This window comes from Nesterenkonia massiliensis (genome assembly GCF_000455245.1).
In the GTDB taxonomy this organism is placed as follows: domain Bacteria; phylum Actinomycetota; class Actinomycetes; order Actinomycetales; family Micrococcaceae; genus Nesterenkonia; species Nesterenkonia rhizosphaerae.
Window position 1 is genome coordinate 16,521 of the sequence record NZ_HG005168.1, and the last position, 14,198, is coordinate 30,718.

A 14,198-nucleotide genomic window follows, 5' to 3' on the forward strand; every position below is an offset into this window, starting at 1 on the left:
TCGGCTCAGCGTCCGAATATGCGAGTATTGGCGGTCTCGGTCTGTTCGTACTGCTGCGAGGCGGCTGCCATGGCTTGACGGACACTGGCCAGTGACTGTTCCACCTGCAGTTGGGTGCTGCGCCACTGGGTCAGGACATCCTGGAAGGCCACCGAGGCTGAGCCCCGCCAGGTGTCCTGCAGCTGCCGAAGCTGCCCTTCCATCATGTTGACATCAGACTGGATGCGGCTCAGAGTGCTTTCTACGGACTGGCTCTTGGCCAGAAGGTCGGCGGTATCAATCTGGAATACGGCCATGACTGCGGCTCCTAGGATCTGGGGTGAAGGGGCGGAGGCACTATCGACCTCCTGCTTCAGAAGCTTAGGAGGAGCGCTCAGCCCTAAGGCCGGGGACGAACCTCAACTGTGAAGACACAGCACCTGCGAGCGCCGCGCAGTAGCCTGGGGAAAACTCTCGACGCGCCTCCCGTCTAAGAGCCGCTCAGCACACTCACTGCTCCCGGCTCTCCAAGGCCGCCAGCCGCAGGTGCTCGATCTCCTCTTCGTCCAGCTCAGCGTCATGTTCGTGATCGGTGTCAAGATCCTCACCCTTGGGCAAACGAAGAGTCATCGTGGCACCGCCGCCGACGGTATCCGAGTGCCGAACACTCCCTCCGTGCTGAGCTGCAATCGCTGCACAGATGGCCAGCCCAAGTCCGGTTCCACCGGTTTCACGCTGACGAGAATTATCTGCGCGATAGAAGCGTTGGAAGATCTTCTCCGCGTCCTCAGCTGAGATGCCATCGCCGTGGTCGCGAACTTCCAGAACAGACTCTTCGCTGCCGTCCTCGCCAACTTGGGTGCCTACTGCAAGTTCGATGGGCGTGCCATCGGGGGTGTAGCGCAGTGAATTGGTGACCAGGTTGGTCACAATCTGCCGGATCCTGCCCTCATCGCCGAGGGCGGGTGCCGGTTTAGGGGCGCCGTCGTGAAGTCCGATGACTTTGACCTCGCGGTCTGGGGCATTGACCACCAGATCCATGACTGCTTCATGGGCGATGATATTGAGGTCCAGTGGCCGCATCTGCGGAGGACGCTGCTCATCCAGCCGGGCCAGGGTCAGCATGTCCTCGACCAGCTGGCCCATCCGGGTGGCTTCGGATTCAATGCGCCCCATGGCCATGCCCACCGCCTCTGGGTTGTCGCTGATGCCGCCCTGCCGGTAGAGCTCGGAGAAGCCGCGGATCGTGACCAGTGGGGTGCGCAGCTCATGGGAAGCGTCCTGGATGAAGCGGCGCATCTTCTGCTCTGACGCAACCCTGGAGTCAAAAGCAGCTTCAATATGGGCCAGCATGATGTTCAGTGAGTTCGCCAGGCGGCCGATCTCAGTCTCTGCCGGTGCTGTGGTCTGCACGCGCTGGGAGAAGTCACCGCCTGCGATGGCTGCCGCCGTCTTCTCTACGCGCAGCAGCGGGCGGAACGCCCGGGTCACCAAGGAGTAAGCGATGATGGAGGCGCCCAGGGTGGCCAGCAGCCCGATCGTGGCCACCAGGAACGTGGCGCGCTCCACCGAGGTCTCCACCGAGTTCAGCGGCAGAGCGATCACCAGGATCTCGCGGTCTTCATTCGTGAAGGGGTGGACCTGCATGCGCCAGCCGCGGGAATTCTCCGTGGTCCCGGGAACATCAAAGGACTGCCCGGCCAGCTCCCTGGCCTGATCCGCATCAAGTTCCGGTAGCTGCGGGGAGTCGAAACCCTCCACCACTGGATGGGTGGAACGCCCTTCGATCGGTGTTCCCTCGGCATCCAGAATGCGTCCGTGGAAGCGAATAATGGAGGGCTGGAATCCGCCCTGATCCACCTGGAAGCCCAAGTACTGGGCAACATTCTGAGCGTTGTCCCGAAGCTCCTCGTCCAGGTTCCGCACCATCTCCTGCCGGAACAGCGACGCCGAGACGAAAGTGGTCACGAACAGCGTCAGCAGCAGCAACCCTGAGGTGATTGCCACCAGCTGTGTTCGCAGGGAAGCGCTGCGCCAGGCGCGGCTGAGCGAGGAGATGAAGCGCATAGCGAAAGTCTAGGTGCAGAACCTGCGGGGAGTCGGCAGTGATCTACAGGCCCTGGCTGCGCTGGCGGCGCTCCCAGGTCTGCAGCACATATCCCACGCCACGCTTGGTCTGGATGGCCGGGGCACCTTCGGCGCCGGAGTCGATTTTGCGGCGCAGATAGGAGATGTAGGACTCCACGATGGAGGCATCCCCATTGAAGTTGTACTCCCAGACATGATCCAGGATCTGCTGCTTGGACAGTACCCGGTTGGGGTTCATCATCAGGTAGCGCAGCAGTTTGAATTCGGTGGGGGAGAGCTCTACGACTTCACCGTCGCGGCGTACTTCATGAGCGTCGTCGTCGAGTTCAAGGTTGTCGATGGTGATCACGGCGTCCTCATCCTCAAAAGGTGCGGTACGGCGCAGCACGGCCTTGATTCGAGCGACCACTTCGTCCAGCGAGAACGGCTTAGTGACGTAGTCGTCGCCGCCCACTGTCAGGCCGGTGATTTTGTCCTCGGTGTCATCACGGGCGGTGAGGAACAGCACCGGGAAGTGCTTGCCGGCCGCGCGCAATCGGCGGGTTACGGTGAAGCCGTCCATATCGGGCAGCATCACGTCCAGCACGGCGAGGTCAGGCTGGAACTCCTCAGCGGTGTCCAGTGCCTCGCGGCCATTGGCGGCCGCTGCTACCTCGAAACCTGCAAAACGCAGGGACGTTGCTAGCAGTTCACGGATATTGGGCTCATCGTCGACGACGAGCAGCTTGGCTTCCGGAGTCTTGTCAGTCACAGGCGTCAGTTTTCCCTCGGATCCTGGTGATTTGCTGTGAGGATCCTGATTGGCTGGTTAGTGCTGGGTTAGCCGCAACCGGCAACCGGTACTCAGGCCAGCTGACGACGACGCCGTCTCGCCACGATGATGAGCATATAGGTGCACATCAGCGCGAATCCCGCCGGGAAACCCCACAGGGCGGTCCAGTACAGACTTGCGTGGGGTGTGATCTGCGCGAAGTAGAGGCCGATGATCAGCAGCAGGGCAATAAAGGATGCTGCAGTGATCACCACACCCAGTATGAGAACCGCACGTGCCAGGGGGCTGGGGGCGGCAGAAAGCGTGGACATAGACCTGATTCTAAGTCAGGTGGCACGATCGGGAAGCTTCAGCGGTACCCTAGATGTTCTACAAGAACACTGACACAGATGAGGTTCCGTCCCGCAGTCCCCATTGAAGGGAGCCTCGGGGAAGGGACCTCATCCTTATGAGACACAGAAGGTGGAGCACGTGCCAACCGGAAAAGTGAAATGGTTCGACGCTGAGAAGGGCTTCGGATTCATCACCGGCGACGACGGCCAGGAGGTGTACCTGCACTCCTCGGCTCTGCCATCCTCGGCAGCGGCAGTGAAGTCCGGAACCCGTCTGGAATACGGTATTGCCGACGGGCGGCGCGGTAAGCAGGCGCTGAGCGTGCGGATCCTCAGCGAGGCCCCCTCAGTGGTGCGCGCCACCCGCAAGCCTGCTGATGAAATGGCAGAAGTCATCCAGGATCTGGTGAACCTGCTGGATCACACCACAGGTCAGCTCCGTAAGGGGCACTACCCTAAGTCTGAGCAGTCCAAGAAGATTGCTGCGTTGCTGCGCCGCGTAGCTGACGACTTCGACGCCTAAGGAAAACCATGCCCAGCTATAAGAAGGATGCATTGCTCACAGAGGCGGTTGATACCGCCCGTGAGGCACTTGCCGAGATCACCCCGGTTGAACAGATCGGCGAGCATCTGAGCGCTGTGGCAGACGGCGAGCGGCTGATCACCCATCGATTCACAGCTCTGAAGCCTGGTTATACCGGTTGGGAGTGGTTTGTGACCCTTGCGCGCTCACCGCGCAGTAAGAAGGTCACCATCTGTGAACTTGGTCTCCTGCCCGGGGCCGGGGCGCTGCTAGCCCCGGAATGGGTGCCCTGGAGCGCGAGAGTCAGTGATTCTGAGAAGGTCCAGGATGCAGCGGAGGCCCCCGCCTAGGGCGAGGGCCTCCGAATGCTGCACTGGGCCAGCTTCTGGAGTGGGCCAGTGTCTAGACTGAGCCAGTTTCTCGCTCAGCGTTCCAGTACATAATCGATGGCGCGCAGCAGAGTGCTGATGTCCTGGGGCTCAATGGAGACGAAGGTGGCAATGCGCAGCTGATTGCGTCCGAGCTTGCGGTAGGGCTCCACGTCCACAATGCCGTTGGCCCGCAGCGTGGAAGCCAGTGCTGCAGCGTCCACCGACTCGTCGAAGTCCACTGTGACGATCACATTGGAGCGGTCCTCGGCGGCGGCGACGAAAGGCTGGGCCAGCTGATGTGCCTGCGCCCAGCTGTAGACGCGGGATGCCGAGTCAGCGGTGCGGGCTGCGGCGAAGTCCAGGCCTCCGGACTCGTTGATCCAGCGAATCTGGTCCTCCAGGGTCACCAGCGTGGCAAGTGCAGGAGTGTTGTAGGTCTGGTTCTTGCGGGAGTTCTCGATCGCTGTGGTCAAATTCAGGAAGTCCGGGACCCAGCGCTGGGCGGCAATCCGCTCGGCACGCTCCAGGGCTGCCGGGGACATGATCGCCAGCCACAGCCCGCCATCGGAAGCGAAGTTCTTCTGCGGGGCAAAGTAGTACACATCTGTTTCGCTGATATCCACCGCCAGACCACCGGCTGCCGAGGTGGCGTCGATGACGATCAGGGCGCCGTCGTCGGCTCCTTCCACCCGCTTCACCGGGGCGGCCACACCAGTGGAGGTCTCATTCTGCGGCCAGGCGTAGACGTCAACTCCTCTTTCAGCAACAGGGGAGGGGCGGGTGCCGGGCTCGGCGGTGAGGATGCTGGAGTCCTGCAGGAAGGGCGCCTGGAGGGTGGCCTTGGCGAACTTGGAACCGAACTCGCCGAAGGACAGGTGCTGGGCCTTTTTCTCCACTAATCCGAAAGCGGCGATATCCCAGAATGCTGTGGAGCCGCCCACCCCGAGCACTACCTCATAGCCCTCCGGAAGGGTGAAGAGCTCACCCAGACCTTCACGGATGCTGCCCACGAGGTTCTTCACAGGTGCTTGCCGGTGGGAGGTGCCCAGCAGGCGCCGTCCGGCATCATGCAGGGCACGGATCTGCTCGGGTCGGACCTTGGAAGGACCGGCACCGAACCGCCCGTCAGAAGGAATCAGTTCGCCGGGGATGGTCACGTGCTCAGCGGCCACAGGGTCTCCTGGAGTGAGATGATGTAATGAATCGATTGCCGCCCTCATACTAGTTTGATTCGGAGTGCTGACGTTGACCGACCTCATCGACACTACGGAGATGTATCTGCGGACAATCCTCGATCTTGAGGAGGAGGGCATTGTTCCTCTGCGGGCCCGTATCGCCGAGCGCCTGGAGCATTCAGGGCCCACTGTCTCCCAGACTGTGGCGCGGATGGAGCGAGATGGCCTGCTGGTGCTCAATGCCTCACGTCAGCTCGAACTCACCGAGAAGGGGCGCGATCTGGCGGTGCAGGTGATGCGCAAGCACCGCCTGGCAGAGCGACTGCTCTCTGATGTGATCGGCCTGGAGTGGCCCTATATCCACGAGGAAGCCTGCCGCTGGGAGCACGTGATGAGCGAGCGGGTGGAGCGTCGGCTGCTGGAGATCCTCGAGGATCCGGTGGTCTCCCCGTACGGCAATCCCATTCCCGGTCTGGAGAAGCTGGGAATGGATTACTCCTCGGCCGCTGCGTTGGCGCGTACTACCCTGCGTCAGGCTGCAGAACAGTACGACGCCGGGGCAGGGGTCTCCTCCTGGAAGGTGCAGCGTCTGGCGGAGTCCATTCAAGTCGAACCAGAGGTCCTGGAGCAGCTCCTGGAGGTCGGTCTGCGCCCCGGTGCCAGGGTTGAGGTCGGTGGGCTGAGTGCTGCATATGCGCTGCTGACTGTGCTCGATGACACCGAGGGAACCTTCGAAGTGGAACTGCCCTTGGAAGTCGCTCAGCACATCTTCGTGCACGAAATCACTGCGTCCTGACCTCCCGTCTCAGGCGCTGGTGGCGCGCATCGGGGAGTCTCGCGGCGAGAAATTGGGCTGAGGAGACCCTTTTGTGAATGTGACACATCTGTGACAAACTTGCTCGGTCTCGCGACCATCTTGTGATCAACCGCGGAATTCCGGGCCAGAAGCCGAGGATTTCCGGGATAACCCAAGGGTTGCGCCAGCTCAGGTCACGCTTACCGTGACCTGAGCGTGACATTTATATCAACCTGTTATAAAGTCATCGACGTGCCCGGGGCAGATGTCCGAAATGCCCCAGGCGCCTCGGATCGGCGAAATCCCTGCAGCCGATCAGAGAAAGTTCGCAAACTACCGCATGGCAGGGGGCGGGAACCGCGGTCGGTTAACGACCTGGAACCAGCAGCATCCCGGCTGCCCGTTCCACACCGGCGGACCCGCCGAACCAGGGAGAGGTTTCAGAAGAAGTGACAGAGAACACCACGATCGCCTCGCGCCGTGAGCGCCGCGCTCGCAACACCCTTGCCAGCGCCGTGGCCTCCAACGCAGGTACTGCAGGTCGCACCGCGGCTGTTGCCCTTGCTGCTTCCGGCCTGGTGATCACCTCCGGCGTGGCGGCAAATGCATCCGCTGAGGGCCCCAGCCAGGAGGGCCGCGAGGTCACCATCCTCCAGGTCAACGCTTCCGAGCTGGCAGTGGAGCGCACCAGCAACTCTGCACCGGTGGCCGTCACTGCCTCCCACGAAGTGGACCTGGCATTCGATCGCCCGGTGGTCTCCACCAGCCCCGCACCTGAGCCGGTACAGGCTCAGGCTCCTGTAGCCACTGAGGCAGCCGTGACCCCGGCAGCTCAGCAGGCACCCGCTCAGCAGAGCACCCAGACTTACAGCCAGACCGCAGAGCAGGCACCCGCCCAGCAGAGCCAGCAGGCACCCGCCCAGCAGAGCCAGCAGGCACCTGCTCAGCAGTCCCAGTCCAGCGGCGCAACCGCGGCTTCCAGCAGCGAAGCCACCTCGGCACCGGCAGAGGCTCCCTCCGGTGGCAACGGCTCCGTGGCCAGGGCTGCCTACGCAGGTATTGGCACTCCCTACCTCTGGGGTGGCACCTCCACTGCTGGTTTCGACTGCTCCGGCTTCATCAACTGGGCTTACGCCCGTGCAGGTCGGGGCGGCCTCCCCCGCACTACCCATGGCATGATGGCCAGCCTGCCCCGTGTCTCCACCCCGCAGCCCGGCGACATCGTCATCGCCAATGGACAGGGACACGGCGGCATCTATGTTGGCAACGGTCAGGTCATCTCCGCCACTTCGTCCGGTGGCGTGCGTCTGCACGGCGCTCATGAGGGCTGGCACCAGGTGACCGCTTACCTGCGGCCCGGCGGCTGATCCTTAAGCCCACAAGATGTCCATAGCAGTGGGGCGTGATCCATCTGGGTCACGCCCCACTGCTATATCCGCACAACTCCCCGCGCTGCCGTGGGGATATAGTGATCTCTGGTAGAGAATCGCAGTATGACCTTCTTCCCCGATACCGTCCGGGAGGACTGATATGCGGACGCTGGTGCTCAACGCAGGCTATGAGCCGCTGAGCGTAGTGACATCGCGGCGTGCCGCGGTGCTGGTGATGCGAGGTAAGGCCAGCATGCTTGCTGAGGATGGTCAGCCCATCCTCTCTCCTTCCATGTTGATGCCACGGCCGGCAGTGATCCTGCTCCACCAGTACGTGCGTGTTGTCCGACGCCGACCCAGCGCCCCCTCCAGGCGAGGAATTCTGCGCCGTGATGGGCGCCAGTGCGCATATTGCGGCAAGGCCGCCGCTACTGTGGACCATGTCATTCCCAAATCTCGCGGCGGGGATTCCGGCTGGGACAACCTGGTGGCCTGTTGCGGTCCGTGTAACGTGCGGAAAGGGGATAAGACCCTGGAGCAGCTGGGCTGGCGGTTGAACATCACCCCACAGGCACCGCCGCACCATATGTGGTTGCCGCAGGAGCTTGATGCCCCGCACGAGGCATGGATGCCGTTCCTTGACCATGCGAGCGTATAGCGTCCTCACATGAGAAGAGAAAGTGAACCAATGAGCGAACCGCAGCAGAACGAAGAACCGCAGAGCGCCCCGGAGACAGTTGATGAATCTCTCCAGCTGTGGATCCAAGAGCTGGCCCATCACCTGGAGATTGAAGACATCAATATTGATGCGGCCGCTGTGACAACGCTGGCGGAGCAGGCCCGCGATGCCGTCAACGGTGATGCCGGGGCCGTGACCACGTTCCTGGTGGGTTATGTCTCCGGACTTGCAGAAGCGTCTGGGCAGGCAGATTTCGAGACTGCTTCCCGCGCCGCTACTCGCGTGGCGGAACGGTTACTGCAGCGCCGAAGCAACGCCGTCGGATAAGAATCCTCAACACTATTGGCGTATGGGCCTTAGTAGCGTAGTCTGAGGAATGACACGTCATTGCTTCATCAGTCAGTGGCTATATAAAGATCTCCGTTCCGCCTGGCCAGGGGGAAACGGGTGAGCATCGTGATTTATCGATGCGCTCAAAGAAACACAGTAAGGAAATATCATGGCCACTGGCACCGTCAAATGGTTCAACGCTGAGAAGGGCTACGGGTTCATTGCACCCGCAGACGGCTCAGACGACGTTTTCGTGCACTTCAGCGCGATCACTTCTTCCGGCTTCCGTTCCCTCGAGGAGAACCAGCAGGTTGAGTTCGAGACCGCCCGCGGCCCCAAGGGTCTGCAGGCTGAGAACGTCACCCCGCTGTAAACAGCTTGAGGGTTCGATGATCTGAACCCCTAAAAACCGGTCCTTCCCTCCAGATCTCTGGGGGAAGGGCCGGTTTTTTCATGCCCTCTGGGCCTGCTCAGCAGGTTCAGCAGTGCTGTGCATATGCTGGGGGCGGAACAGCAATAGCCGACAGCGAGAAGGGGCCACATATGAGAATCGATGAGGCGGGAGCTGAGGCTATCGAGCTGCGCAGCGGGAGCTTGCTGATCCCCACCGTGGGAATGGCGATTGGCCTTGGCGGAGCTCTCTTTAGCGGGTTCGTGGCGTTTTCCCTCATCTCATCTCAGTCCTCAAGGCCGGGAGAGTCCGGCGCGTGGTGGGCTGTTTTGGTGCCCCTGGTGTTTCTGATCGTCGGTTTGACCTTCGGGGCCTTAGCGAAGCGAATTTATGTGACCTTGCGCCGATACGGTCACAGTGAATGGCGGACTTCTCAGTTCTTCGGGCTGCGGCGCCACGAGGGTACCTTCGATGCCGCCGGCAGCCAGCATGTGCTGCTTCATACCGAGCTTCGGATTCGTCACCACGACAAAGGCAGCTCACGGGAGCGGATTTCCACAATCCTGTTGAATACCCGCGCCGGTGAAGAGGTTGTACTGGCCAAGGAGAGCCGTTCGGGTTTCGGCGGACGGCAGCCGCTGCTGGCGGAAGCAGAACGTATTGCGGGGTTCCTGCGCGTTCCGCTGCAGCGCTCCGGCTACGGTGCGCCCAAGGATGTGCCGTACAGCTGACGGAATTGACCGCAGCCTAGGCCTGCCACGCGCCCTCGGACCTCAACCCTCCCCGGAAACCGCACCGGGCGGTCTTTCTGGGTTCTGCATGGCCTGGGCTGATGGTCGACACATTCCTGCCGCTTAGCGATCTTCTTCGGTCTCGTAGGTGGGGTAGTCGGTGTACCCGCGCTCGCCGCCGACGTAGAACGTCGCCGGATCCGGCGCATTCTCCGGTAGTCCCTGCTGCCAGCGGCGCACGAGGTCAGGGTTGGCGATGACTGCTCGCCCTACCCCGACAGCCTCGGCCAGGTTCTGCTCAACCATGCTGAAGGCTTCTTCCCGGCTGGTAGGCGAGGCGAAACCGGTATTAGCGATAAGGGGTGCGCCTGAGGCCTGCCGGATTGTCTGCACTAAGGCGGCGGACGGCTCTGGATGAAGGACATCCACATGGGCCAAGCCAAGCGGTGCCAATCCTTCGGCCAACGCCTGGTAGGTGGCCAGGGCGTCGTCGTGATCCTCTTCCAGGGCACCTTGGACGTTGTGCTGCGGGGAGAGCCGGATCCCGGTGCGTTCTGAACCGATGGCTTCGGCGACCGCCGCAGCGACCTCCACGGCTAGTCGGGCACGGTTCTCTGCGGATCCGCCATAGCGGTCAGTGCGGGTGTTGCTAGCCGGAGCAGTGAACTGCTGAATGAGATAGCCGTTGGCCCCGTGAATCTGCACCCCGTCCATTCCTGCGGCTATTGCGTTCTGCGCGGCCTGGACAAACTGGTTGATCACCTCGCTGACCTCCTCGGTGCTCAGCGGATGCGGCACCGGAAGCGGCTGCTTGCCCTCGGGCGTGCGGATCTGGCCGGGAGCGGCAATCGCGCTGGGTGCTACTACTCGGCCAGTGGAGGAGATGGCCTCGTGCCCGATCCGGCCGCCGTGCATGATCTGCATGACGATCCTCCCGCCGCGCGCATGAACCGCCTCGGTGACCCGGCGCCAACCGGCGATATGCTCGGCGGTTTCAATGCCGGGCTGGCCGATCCAGGTGCGGCCTTCTCCCACCGGCCAGGTACCCTCGGTCACGATGAGCCCTACACCAGCCCGCTGCGCATAATGCTCCACCATCAGATCAGTGGGCACACCTTGCTCATCAGCTCGAATACGGGTCAGTGGGGCCATCACCAATCGATTGCGAAGCTCGATGGATCCCAAGCTGACCGGACTGAAGAACCTCTCGGAGGTGGGGTGGGGCATCAATCGTCCTTTCGCGCATATTCGCCAACTAGTCCACCGGTGGCCAACCCCGGGCAGGCTTCGCGCATTCCTGCCGATCAGCGCAGCGCGAGCGCCATCGTCCACATCCCGTCCTCGAAAACCCTGCGCAGGCTCCGTAGACTAGCCGTATCCGGGGGACGTCGATCACCGTGACGAGAGGAACGATCCGAGATGTTCGAACATCATGAGGATGAGCCGATTCTGGTGCTGGATGAGGAGCAGATCTGGAGCCTGCTCGAGGGTACCCAGCATGGGCGGCTGGTGACGGTGGTCAACGGCAGGGCGGATATCTTCCCCATCAACTTCGCAGTACAGGACCGAACCCTGGTGTTCAGAACGGCCCCTGGAACTAAGCTGGCTGAAGTGGCAGTTGCCGAACAGGTGTTGCTCGAGGCTGATGGGATTCTCTCTGACCAGGCGTGGTCGGTCATCGTGCGAGGCGAAGCTCACCGCTTGGAGACATCAGCGGAGCTTGCCTCTGCTGAATCACTGGGACTGGTCTCCTGGGTGCCTACCTATAAGGATCACTATGTCCGCATCACTCCCACCGAACTCAGCGGCCGGCATTTCCGCTTCGGCCCGCACCCTGAGCGCGAACTCGGTGAGGGCTCCGAGGCCGGGTGAAGCGGGCTTGGCTGCTTCGAGGCGGAGACGGACATGAAAGCCGCGGGGTACGGGGGCGTCGTCGATCTGCAGTACCCATTTACAGGGCGCTGGCTGGTCCAGAACAGTCCCGCCAACCGAGTGCCCAGCCACCGGAAAACGGTATTCGCCACCTCCTACGCGATCGACTTCGTACCGGTTGGTGATACCCACCGCACAGCCCCGGTGACCTTCGCGACACTTCTGCGTCCGGAACCGCCGGAGAAGTTCCCAGGCTTCGGTCGCCCGGTCCTCGCTCCTGCCGACGGGGCCGTTGTCGCCGTTCATGACAGTGAACCCGACCATGCTGCCTACCGGGGCCTGCCTTCACTTCGGTACGCCTTGACCCAGTCGCGCCGAGCGGCCGCAGGTTGGACGGCCCTGGCCGGCAATTATGTGGTGCTGGAGAGCGGGGGGGGGGCGTTCATTGTCCTCTGCCACCTCCAGCAGGGATCGGTGAAACCCAGTGCAGGGCAAAGGGTCCGGGCTGGTGAGCTGCTCGGTCGCTGCGGAAACTCAGGCAACAGCACAGAGCCGCATCTGCATATTCAAGCGATCAACACCCCTGATATCGAACGTGCCTCCGCTGTGCAGATGAGGTTCAAGGGGTCGTTGCCCCGCAACGGTCAGATCGTGGAGATCGATGAGCAGGCGCGGGCCGTCTGAGCAATGACCGCCATGGGTGGGCGCCGCTGGCCACCTAGTAGTTACGGCGTTGCTTCTGAAGTGTCACGCATGTCCCAGCAGGTCCAGGCGGGCCTGGGCGACGAGGACCGCCAGCTGCGCACCAGAATCGGCAGCGACCTTGTCCATTGCGCGTCGAATGGTGCTCTTTACCGTGCTGGGGGAGACGAACAGCTCGCCAGCGATCTCTTCGTAAGTCCGGCCCGCGCCGATGAGTCGGGCAACCTGAATCTCGCGGTCGCTCAGGTCCCTTACGCGACGGCGAGCCTCGTCGCACACCGGATCGGTGGCAGGCGCAATGTAGCTGGCAATCAGCTGGGAGGTCATGGCAGGGGAGATCATCGGGTCGCCGTCGTGGGTCATGCGGATTGCGGTGGCGAGCAGATCCACCGCGTCGTTCTTCAGAAGAAAGCCCGTGGCACCAGCATCAAGGGCCCCGCGCAGGTAGAAGTCGGAGTCGAAGCTCGTCACCGCGAGAATCGCCGGCGGGGACAAGAGGGCGCGGAGGCTGCCGATCGCTTCCACCCCGTCACCGGCGCCCCCTAAGTGAAGGTCCATGAGCACGACGTCGGGGCTCACGTTGCGTACGAGAGCAACGGCTTCTGGACCGGTCTGGGCAGTGCCGACCACCGTGATGTCCGGCTCATTGGCGAGGATGTTCTGCAGGGAGCTCAGGACCAGGGGGTCATCGTCGACCATCACTATGGAGAGCTGCACAGATCAAGCTTAACCGGCTCCATCCTGATGCGTGCTCTCGGTGCCCACGCGGGCACCGCCGAGACTAGCGCACCGGATCAGATGCGACCTCCGGTGCGGGCCAGGGCAGTTGCACGGTGAGGGTGAATTGCCCGAGTTTTTGATGGGTTTCTGCGCTGCCGCCTAGCGCCCGGGCGCGTTCGGTCACCCCGATGAGTCCGGTGCCGGAGCCTGAGGTGAAGCGGGGCTCATCGGGGACCTGGTTAGTGACTCGCAGCTCGATCCCCTGGCCCGGGGCACCGGTGATGCTGACCTCAGCGGTCTGATCGCTGCTATGCCGCAGCACGTTAGTCAGCGCCTCCTGGGTAATGCGGCGGATGGCGTGCTGCAGGGCATGCGGGGCGGTGGATAGACCGTCTACAAGCACGAATGGTCGGACCTTCACGCCGCTGGCCGCAGCCTCGGCAAACAGGGTCTGGAGATCGCGGAGCCCCTGTGGGGACGGTGCTGGGGCGCCGTCGTTGCCGCTCTCCCGCAAGGAGGTCAGCAGTGTGCGAAGGTTGGTCAAAGCTTGGTCGGCATAGCGGCGGGTGGTGCGCAGCTCCTGGCTGAGGCTCGGGTCACCTGCGCTCTGAGCGGCCTTCTCCAGTCCACCGACGTGTAGTGAGAGCCCGGAAAGGTCCGAAGCCAGGGTGTCGTGCACCTCGCGGGCAAGGTCCTGCCGTTCCTTTTGCCGCGTGAGTTGGGCACTGAGCTGTTCGTTGCTGTGGGTCGCGTCGCGGGTCTGAGCTTTAGCGGCCAGGGCGGAACGCCGCTGGCGCACGCCGAAGGAAATCCCCAGTACTAGGCCCAAGCACAGCACTGTCAGCATGGCTAGCAGCACGTAGCCGGTGCGTTGATAGTCCTCATCCGGCCAGGCCGTCAGGGCGCGGGCATGCAGACCAGCGTTGATCAGGATGACAGCCAACCCAGCGGCCGCTACCGCCCACTGCCATCGTTGCCGTGCTCGCACGATCCACACCGTCAGTCCCACCGCCAGTACGAACGGATCCAGCTGCAGCACCAGGGCGGCGACAGCACCGGCGATCATCGTCACCAGGGGCGCACGCCGGTAGAAAGGCAGCACCAGCAGGACCAGCATCCCGAGTGCCGCCCTGGCGGCACCGAAATCTGTGATTTCTCCAGTGGCCGGGTCGATGAACTCAGGATCACTCATGGTTCCCACCGCCAGCACAAACAGCCCGACGGTGATCATGGCCACCACAATCAGTCCGGAAAGCAACAGGCGCACGGCCCGAGGCCACGAATGGGGGAACATGGCGCCAGTCTACTGAGGGGCGCTGACCTGCGGGCACGGCCGATCAGGCACTGAGGTCTACCCGATCGGGCAT

The 14,198-nt window shown here is 62.7% G+C and carries 18 protein-coding genes; 10 read left to right on the plus strand and 8 right to left on the minus strand.

Features of this window, described 5'->3' with window-relative positions; genetic code table 11:
• Positions 1–5 precede the first annotated feature (5 nt).
• The 4 genes from TX78_RS07220 to TX78_RS07235 form a co-directional block, all read right to left on the minus strand.
• On the minus strand, positions 6–296 hold the full coding sequence (locus TX78_RS07220) for a WXG100 family type VII secretion target (protein WP_044495041.1): 291 nt from the start codon (positions 294–296) through the stop codon (positions 6–8).
• 193 nt (positions 297–489) lie between these two features.
• Complete coding sequence (locus TX78_RS07225; protein ID WP_044495042.1) at positions 490–2,046, minus strand: sensor histidine kinase; 1,557 nt, start codon at positions 2,044–2,046, stop codon at positions 490–492.
• A gap of 43 nt (positions 2,047–2,089) precedes the next feature.
• The gene (locus TX78_RS07230) at positions 2,090–2,818 is read right to left on the minus strand and encodes a response regulator transcription factor (protein ID WP_044495043.1); all 729 of its coding nucleotides are present in this window, start codon (positions 2,816–2,818) and stop codon (positions 2,090–2,092) included.
• Between the two features lie 92 nt (positions 2,819–2,910).
• A complete protein-coding gene (locus TX78_RS07235) occupies positions 2,911–3,150 on the minus strand; it encodes a hypothetical protein (protein ID WP_044495044.1) in 240 nt (79 codons plus the stop codon).
• Positions 3,151–3,310: 160 nt separating this feature from the next.
• Here TX78_RS07235 and TX78_RS07240 point away from each other — a divergent pair, with 160 nt between their 5' ends.
• Together TX78_RS07240 and TX78_RS07245 are read left to right on the plus strand one after the other, a co-directional pair.
• On the plus strand, positions 3,311–3,694 hold the full coding sequence (locus TX78_RS07240; protein ID WP_044495351.1) for a cold-shock protein: 384 nt from the start codon (positions 3,311–3,313) through the stop codon (positions 3,692–3,694).
• A gap of 8 nt (positions 3,695–3,702) precedes the next feature.
• Positions 3,703–4,044, plus strand: coding sequence for a DUF3027 domain-containing protein (locus TX78_RS07245; RefSeq protein ID WP_049897616.1), 342 nt, complete (start codon positions 3,703–3,705; stop codon positions 4,042–4,044).
• A 74-nt stretch (positions 4,045–4,118) separates the two neighbouring features.
• On the opposite strand, the gene serC is transcribed toward TX78_RS07245, so the two are convergent.
• Entirely contained in the window at positions 4,119–5,237 is a 1,119-nt protein-coding gene (gene serC, locus TX78_RS07250) for a phosphoserine transaminase (RefSeq protein WP_044495046.1), read from the minus strand.
• A gap of 73 nt (positions 5,238–5,310) precedes the next feature.
• Between serC and TX78_RS07255 the strand changes: the two genes are divergently transcribed.
• From TX78_RS07255 to TX78_RS07280, 6 genes are all read left to right on the plus strand, one after another.
• Entirely contained in the window at positions 5,311–6,036 is a 726-nt protein-coding gene (locus TX78_RS07255; RefSeq protein WP_044495354.1) for a metal-dependent transcriptional regulator, read from the plus strand.
• A 449-nt stretch (positions 6,037–6,485) separates the two neighbouring features.
• Entirely contained in the window at positions 6,486–7,403 is a 918-nt protein-coding gene (locus TX78_RS07260) for a C40 family peptidase (RefSeq protein ID WP_044495047.1), read from the plus strand.
• A 163-nt stretch (positions 7,404–7,566) separates the two neighbouring features.
• Complete coding sequence (locus TX78_RS07265) at positions 7,567–8,064, plus strand: HNH endonuclease (protein WP_044495049.1); 498 nt, start codon at positions 7,567–7,569, stop codon at positions 8,062–8,064.
• Between the two features lie 30 nt (positions 8,065–8,094).
• Positions 8,095–8,412, plus strand: a complete 318-nt coding sequence (locus tag TX78_RS07270) for a DUF6457 domain-containing protein (RefSeq protein WP_044495051.1) — start codon at positions 8,095–8,097, stop codon at positions 8,410–8,412.
• A gap of 172 nt (positions 8,413–8,584) precedes the next feature.
• Positions 8,585–8,788, plus strand: coding sequence for a cold-shock protein (locus TX78_RS07275; protein ID WP_044495052.1), 204 nt, complete (start codon positions 8,585–8,587; stop codon positions 8,786–8,788).
• 170 nt (positions 8,789–8,958) lie between these two features.
• Positions 8,959–9,537, plus strand: coding sequence for a hypothetical protein (locus TX78_RS07280; RefSeq protein ID WP_044495054.1), 579 nt, complete (start codon positions 8,959–8,961; stop codon positions 9,535–9,537).
• Between the two features lie 123 nt (positions 9,538–9,660).
• Here the strand turns inward: TX78_RS07280 and TX78_RS07285 are convergent, their stop codons facing one another.
• Positions 9,661–10,764, minus strand: a complete 1,104-nt coding sequence (locus TX78_RS07285) for an alkene reductase (protein WP_044495056.1) — start codon at positions 10,762–10,764, stop codon at positions 9,661–9,663.
• 192 nt (positions 10,765–10,956) lie between these two features.
• Between TX78_RS07285 and TX78_RS07290 the strand changes: the two genes are divergently transcribed.
• Both TX78_RS07290 and TX78_RS07295 read left to right on the plus strand, forming a co-directional pair.
• Positions 10,957–11,409, plus strand: coding sequence for a pyridoxamine 5'-phosphate oxidase family protein (locus TX78_RS07290; RefSeq protein WP_044495058.1), 453 nt, complete (start codon positions 10,957–10,959; stop codon positions 11,407–11,409).
• A 33-nt stretch (positions 11,410–11,442) separates the two neighbouring features.
• Positions 11,443–12,093: a M23 family metallopeptidase gene (locus tag TX78_RS07295; protein ID WP_044495060.1), complete on the plus strand. Its 651-nt coding sequence runs from the start codon at positions 11,443–11,445 to the stop codon at positions 12,091–12,093.
• Positions 12,094–12,156: 63 nt separating this feature from the next.
• Here the strand turns inward: TX78_RS07295 and TX78_RS07300 are convergent, their stop codons facing one another.
• Entirely contained in the window at positions 12,157–12,828 is a 672-nt protein-coding gene (locus tag TX78_RS07300; RefSeq protein WP_049897617.1) for a response regulator transcription factor, read from the minus strand.
• A 64-nt stretch (positions 12,829–12,892) separates the two neighbouring features.
• The gene (locus TX78_RS12640; RefSeq protein ID WP_081652648.1) at positions 12,893–14,125 is read right to left on the minus strand and encodes a sensor histidine kinase; all 1,233 of its coding nucleotides are present in this window, start codon (positions 14,123–14,125) and stop codon (positions 12,893–12,895) included.
• Positions 14,126–14,198 lie beyond the last annotated feature (73 nt).

Coding starts and splice junctions, on each gene's coding strand:
- TX78_RS07220 (WP_044495041.1), bottom strand. CDS start 296: ATGGCCGTATTCCAGATTGATACCGCCGACCTTCTGGCCAAGAGCCAG.
- TX78_RS07225 (WP_044495042.1), bottom strand. CDS start 2,046: ATGCGCTTCATCTCCTCGCTCAGCCGCGCCTGGCGCAGCGCTTCCCTG.
- TX78_RS07235 (WP_044495044.1), bottom strand. CDS start 3,150: ATGTCCACGCTTTCTGCCGCCCCCAGCCCCCTGGCACGTGCGGTTCTC.
- TX78_RS07245 (WP_049897616.1), top strand. CDS start 3,703: ATGCCCAGCTATAAGAAGGATGCATTGCTCACAGAGGCGGTTGATACC.
- TX78_RS07265 (WP_044495049.1), top strand. CDS start 7,567: ATGCGGACGCTGGTGCTCAACGCAGGCTATGAGCCGCTGAGCGTAGTG.
- TX78_RS07270 (WP_044495051.1), top strand. CDS start 8,095: ATGAGCGAACCGCAGCAGAACGAAGAACCGCAGAGCGCCCCGGAGACA.
- TX78_RS07275 (WP_044495052.1), top strand. CDS start 8,585: ATGGCCACTGGCACCGTCAAATGGTTCAACGCTGAGAAGGGCTACGGG.
- TX78_RS07280 (WP_044495054.1), top strand. CDS start 8,959: ATGAGAATCGATGAGGCGGGAGCTGAGGCTATCGAGCTGCGCAGCGGG.
- TX78_RS07285 (WP_044495056.1), bottom strand. CDS start 10,764: ATGCCCCACCCCACCTCCGAGAGGTTCTTCAGTCCGGTCAGCTTGGGA.
- TX78_RS07290 (WP_044495058.1), top strand. CDS start 10,957: ATGTTCGAACATCATGAGGATGAGCCGATTCTGGTGCTGGATGAGGAG.
- TX78_RS07295 (WP_044495060.1), top strand. CDS start 11,443: ATGAAAGCCGCGGGGTACGGGGGCGTCGTCGATCTGCAGTACCCATTT.
- TX78_RS12640 (WP_081652648.1), bottom strand. CDS start 14,125: ATGTTCCCCCATTCGTGGCCTCGGGCCGTGCGCCTGTTGCTTTCCGGA.